Origin of the sequence: Gluconobacter wancherniae NBRC 103581, assembly GCF_007988885.1 — a bacterium.
In the GTDB taxonomy this organism is placed as follows: Bacteria; Pseudomonadota; Alphaproteobacteria; order Acetobacterales; family Acetobacteraceae; genus Gluconobacter; species Gluconobacter wancherniae.
Genome location: NZ_BJUZ01000004.1, coordinates 162,988 through 169,274 on the forward strand (window position 1 = coordinate 162,988; position 6,287 = coordinate 169,274).

At 52.7% G+C, this 6,287-nt stretch carries 1 protein-coding gene; it reads left to right on the forward strand.

From position 1 onward, the window contains the following. Positions 1-165 precede the first annotated feature (165 nt). Entirely contained in the window at positions 166-6,168 is a 6,003-nt protein-coding gene (locus tag GWA01_RS12375) for a DUF4011 domain-containing protein (RefSeq protein ID WP_228118619.1), read from the forward strand. Positions 6,169-6,287: the final 119 nt, after the last annotated feature.

Consider the following 6,287-nt stretch of genomic DNA (forward strand, 5'->3'; position numbering starts at 1 on the left):
TCTATCTTCAGATTAATAAGAGGCCCGTCAGATCATGCGATCTGGCGGGTTTTTTTATTGTTGAACTGATAGACGGCAAACGCTTCTGAATGGCACCTTGGGATGGAGTGTCCCGTATCTTGCTGTATGCTGGGCTCACCTGAGATTATCTGGTGACACGACACGATGACAAACTCCTCTCACGATGCGCCCATGGATATCGAGCCAGGACCGCACTCCGCGGGGAGCGCTATAAGCAACCAGGATTTGGCCAGTTCTCCTGAAGCTGATGGCGTGGTTGCTGATGTATGTCTGTCCGAGCCCCGCATTGAGCTCAAAAGCTCCCTTCGTGGAACTGTCAGTCTTGCTTTGTGGGAGAACAGTGTTCCCGTTCTTCTAGAGCTATCGGCCCGTAATATTTCAGATCGTCGTATTGAGCGTATGACTTTGAAGCTGAGTTCGGAGCCGCCTGTTCTGAAGCCTCGAAGTTGGGAAATTCAGGATCTGCCTGTCAGGCAGTATTGTCAGATTGAATCTTTGGATATCGCTTTGGATGGAAGCCTTCTTGCGTCCATGAGCGAGGCTACCCGAGCGACCGTGATCATTACTGCGGAAGAAAAGCTTCCCGACGGTAGCAGTACCGAGATTGCGCGACAGGAAGCAGACATTCGTGTTCTTTCACGCAGTGAGTGGGGCGGACTGGATGGATTGCCAGACCTTTTGGCTGCGTTCGTACTTCCCAATGACCCTGCTGTTTCCGTTATTCTCCGCACTGCATCTGCTTTGATGGAGGTGGCCGGACAGATCTCTTCTTTCGAGGGATATCAGGCAGGAAAAAAGAGGGTTTGGGAGCAGGCTCAAGCCATATGGTGTGTGATTTGCGCACTGAAGCTCACCTATGTGAGTGCACCTGCATCGTTTGTTGAGAGCGGCCAGCGTATCCGTTTGCCTTCGCAGATTTTGGGAGAGAAACTCGCCACGTGTCTGGATACCGCAATTCTGTTTGCGTCGTGTCTGGAGGCAGCGGGCATTCGGCCGGTTCTGATCATGATGAAAGGTCATGCGTTTACGGGTTTTTGGCTTTCATATGCAGAGTCCGGGATATCCCTCCTGCAGGATTTACCTGGAATTCGTAATCGCATAGCGCTTGATGATGTCTGTGTTTTTGAGACCACTCTTGCAACGGGTGTAACGCCTCCAAGCTTCGGCACTGCGTGTGATCGTGGGCGCGCGCAACTGGAAGGGAATGGTGCGAATGATGCCTTTGAAGGGATCATTGATATCCACAGAGCGCGGCTACGCCGTATTCGCCCGTTGCCTATACTGGTTCAGCATCAGGTAGCTGAAGCCGCCGCGGAAGAAGAGTGTGCTTTACCAGCTCTGGAAGTGGCTCCTGATCTGCGCAGCGACGAAGATATTGATATTCTGGAAACTCCAGAAGGCAGGCTGGACCGTTGGTGCAAGCGCCTTCTGGATCTTTCCGGGCGCAGTCGTCTTCTGAACCTACCTAAATCGGACAGGCAGATCATCGAACTTTTCTGCGCCAATCCGGCGGTTCTGGAGGACAGGATTGCAGCGTTGAAAGGGGGAGAGCGGCAGGCACCGTTACGTCTTCGTGCCAGACCAGAATTGATGAGCGGACGAGATCCCAGAAGTCAGGCGGTCGAGCAAGAACGGCATTACGATGATCATAACCGGACGCTTGCGGCTCAGGCTCTGGAGCATGGAGAGCTTTTGGTTGCGCGTGAAGAGAGTTCTCTTCACGCGGCGCTAGTGGAGATTTATCGCAAAGCACGCGCGGCCCAGCAGGAAGGGGGAGCGAATGTGCTCTTTCTCACTCTTGGAGAACTGGTTTGGCAACCTCGTGGCCGGGACAGGGAGGCCCGCGCCCCGCTGATTTTGCTGCCTGTGGTTTTGGAACGAAGCAATATCAATGCGCCGTTCCGCCTTCGTCCGCATGGGGACGAAAGTATGGTGAACGGCAGCCTGCTGGAACTTTTGCGGCAGGATTTCGGGATGCGTTTTCCAGCCCTGGAGGCGGATCGACTTCCCCAGGATGAATCAGGGCTCGATGTCAGGCGAATTTTTGATATTTTCCGCGCAGGTTTGCGTGACCAGCCCAATTGGGAAATAGACGAGCGTGTCTGTCTAACGACGCTTTCTTTTGCAAAATTTCTGATGTGGAAAGATCTGAAGGAGCGCCGAGACGCACTACGGATCAGTCCTGTTGCAACTCGTTTGTTAGATGGTGCGGCGGAGGGCGAGCATCTGCTAACGCCTTTGCAAAAGAATGAACCAGTCCAGTGTTTGGATGAGGCACTGGAAGAGGCTTCTCTTGTCTGCCCAATGGAGGCTGATTCGTCTCAACTTGCTGCGGTTATGCGTGCAGCACGTGGAGAAAGCTTTGTATTGATCGGGCCACCGGGAACCGGGAAAAGCCAGACGATTGCCAACATTATCGCTGATACTTTGGCACGAGGCCGTACTGTCCTTTTTGTGGCTGAGAAGCGCACGGCTCTGGAGGTCGTACGGAATCGCCTCAAGGCAGTGGGCTTGGATGCGTTCTGTCTCGATCTGTTTTCTCCACATGCGGGGCGGAGCGCTGTTCTTGAGCAGTTTCGTGATGCTCAGAATGTATCTGAAAACTGCTTGGACGACGAGTGGCAGAGCAGTCAGAAACATGTTTCGGTTCTTCGTAATGAGCTGAATGCTTATGTGGCTGATCTCCATCACTGCTGGCCCAATGGGTGGACGCCCTACCGTGCAATTGGCGCCGTGCTGAACGCAGAACGAGCATCTGTTCCTCACATATCTCTGACCTGGGAAAGTGCGGCTACGCACGAGCTCGCGGATTGGGCGCGGTTGCAGGAAGTAGTTGCAATGCTTGGCCGCCTCTATGCGAGGCTGGGGCCCAAAGTTCTCGTAAGGGAGCTGGAAGGTATCGAGCACGAGGACTGGACGTCCCGTTGGCAGGAAAATCTTCTTAAGGAAGCAGCGAGCTTAAGAGCTGCATTGCAGGATCTGGGAGGGCACGCTGATAAACTCGTAAAGTCCTACGATCTGGCTGGCGGAGAACAGTCCTGTGCTCAGTTTGAACGGGTCAGATTGCTCAGTGATCTGCTGTTGCAGCCAGAAGCCGCATATGCCGCATGGGCACTGAGAGATGATGCCGAAAAAATTGCTTATGCTGCGTTAGAGGAACAGTCTTCCGTACTTCGCTATCGACAGATTGAGAGTTCTCTCGTCTTGCGCTGGCGGGATGTGTCTGCTGTGCCAGCCTCGGAACTTCTACATAAGTGGAAGGACGCCAGCGAAAAATGGCTTCTTGCAAGGAAGAGCGGATACAAGAGCGTCAGGCGTCAGGTCGAGGAATTGTCGGAAGGTGAAATTCCTGAAGATTTGGCTCCGGAGTTTGAAAAACTACTCGAGCTCACAGCGATTGAGCAAAAACTAAATGCTGACGATTATGCTGAAACGCTCGGTACATTATGGCAGGGACGCCAGACAGATTTCTCAAAAATCGAAGCGGCATTATTGTGGGGAAAAAAGCTCAGTGCCACCCTCGGGAGTTGTGTGGACGATATTGCAGTGCTGCTGTCCGCGAGGCGTAGAGTCCGCGAGCTTTTGACCGAAGGGAGGGATCTTCTGGCACCAGAAGGTCTGATCGGAAGGCAGATTCATGCTTTTCAGATTGCATACACGGAGGTTCAGGCCCATCGCGATGGACTAAGCGCGCTGGCCGCAAATGATTTGAGCGTCTTGGTTCCGGACGGAGCGGACTGGCTCCCCCGACTGTGCGCACTCACGACGGATTGGCTGGAGCACGGAAGGAATCTTAGGGACTGGTGTGCTTGGCGTAAGGTTTGCCATGATGCAGAAAATCTTGGCCTAAAGCCGCTGGTAGATGCCTTGATGCAGGCAAATATTGTGCCTGTCGACATCAATCGAGTCTTCGAAGGCAATTATGCTCGTTGGTGGGCTAATGCTGTTATTGATGAAACTCCGCGCCTGCGCAGCTTTATCGCGGCGGCTCAGGAAGATCGGATAGAACGTTTCAGCGAGTTAGACCAGAAGCTGGCCCAGCTGTCGCAACGTCTTGTTCGTGCGCGTCTGGCTGCAAATTTGCCAGATATCGAGACGCGGCGTCGGGAGGCGCAATATGTACTTCTCACGCGCGAAATCGCCAAGAAAACTCGTCAAATGTCTATCCGTCAGCTCGCAGCAGCGGTGCCAGATGCTTTGCGGACGCTGACGCCATGTCTAATGATGAGTCCGCTTTCAGTCGCGCAGTATCTTCCGACTGATTCCGAGCCCTTTGATCTCGTGATTTTTGATGAGGCGTCGCAGATTCCAACATGGGATGCCATTGGCGCAGTCGGTCGAGGCAAGCAGGTTATTGTTGTTGGCGATCCGAAGCAGTTGCCACCGACAAGCTTTTTCGCACGAGCAGATACAGAAGAGGAAATCGGGGAAGGCGAACTTTGTGACATGGAGTCCATTCTTGATGAATGCCGTGCTGCAGGTATTCCGGAGGTCAGTCTGCGATGGCATTATCGCAGTCGTCATGAGAGCCTGATCGCATTTTCAAACGCACAATATTATGGCGGTGATCTCGTAACATTTCCGTCCCCAGTTACGAGCGATACAGCAGTTTCCTTTAGGTTCGTGCCTGATGGGATCTATTCACGTGGTAGTGCCCGTACCAATATCCCTGAAGCTCGTTCAGTTGTCGCTGAAGTGTTGAGGCTGCTTCGGAGCAATGACGGACGTTCTATTGGTGTCGTCACGTTCAACGCGGAACAGCAGACACTGATTACGGACATGTTGGAAAAGGCTCAGTGCGATGAGCCTGAACTGGCGAATTTCTTCAGCGATGAGGCGCGAGAGCCTGTTCTTGTTCGTAATCTTGAGAATATTCAGGGAGAAGAGCGTGATATCATGCTGTTTTCCCTCACATATGCGCCGGAGCTCACGGGGGCACCCTATGTAAATTTTGGTCCGCTCAATCGTGCAGGGGGAGAGCGGCGCCTTAATGTTGCGATTACAAGGGCAAGGGAAAAGCTGATCGTATTCGGGTCATTACGGGCCGAGCAGATTGATCCAGCCCGGAGCTCGGCTCTCGGTGTTCTACATTTGAGAAAATTCCTGACATTCGCGGAATATGGCGGTGCAGGGGTCAAGGAAACGGCAGGAAACCCAGTGGAGGCTACTGAGACTGCGTTTGAGCAGGAAGTGGCCGAATTGTTGAGGATACGGGGTTGGACTGTTCATTCCAGAGTTGGCGCTTCACGCTTTAGGATTGATCTAGGGATTGTCGATCCTGATGTTCCTGGTGCTTATCTTGCGGGTGTGGAGTGTGATGGAACGGCATATCATGAGAGTGCCACGACACGGGATCGGGATCGTCTTCGTAAGGCAGTGCTGGAAAATCTGGGTTGGAACATCCTGCATGTCTGGTCTGCTGATTGGTGGCTCAATTCAGGCCGTGAAGCTGACAGGCTCGATCACGTATTGAGGCATCACCTTGAATTGGTTCGCCTGAAGAGGGTGGAGCAGAATGATAATCTGGTCCTTCATGATGCCAATACTATGCCGCGTGCAGGGGAGGGGACTCCTTTGCAGAAAGAAGAAATGGGTATTCCGGCAGAAAAGCCTCTTTATGCGGGGCTGGTCACAATGCACGAGCCTGTTGAGAGATATCTCAAAGAGCCAGACGCTCTGAAGGCAGAGCCTGATCGTTTTGCAGATGAGAGCTATTCAACAGTCTTGCAGGAAATTATCCGGCAGACAGTGAACGAAAAAGGGCCTCTGCTTGAAAGCACTCTCGTGCAATCTGTTTCCCGTCTCCATGGTTATGCTCGTGCGGGACGTCAAATCCGAGACAGAATTCTGAGCACAGTCCCACAAACTATTCCAACTTCGGAGGAGGAAGGGGATGTCTTCTTTTGGCCGGAAGGTTCCAGTCCAGAAGAACCGCCTGAATTCAGACTTCCGAACTCGGGAGAAAGTCTGGACCCCGTCCAAATTCCAATGAGCATGCTTGTTGTGCTTGCTACGAGGCTTCGTTTGGCGGGGCTCAACGGGGAAGAGGCTTTAACAGAAATGCGCAATGCGTGTGGACTGGGACGCATGGGAGCAGGAACCCGCAAAAGACTGCAAGATGCCTGGGAGAAAACAGCCACCCCCTGAACTGCGAAAGAGAACGGCGGCATAAAAATGTCGCTGTTTTTTTAGATTTTTTCATTCTTATGTAAAAATGAGAATCGGGGATAACTTCATTTGTCGCTGTTTTGCTAGGTTTTTTCCTG

Bases quoted from the DNA above. Each gene is read 5' to 3' on its own strand.
- GWA01_RS12375 (WP_228118619.1), top strand. From the start codon at position 166: ATGACAAACTCCTCTCACGATGCGCCCATGGATATCGAGCCAGGACCG.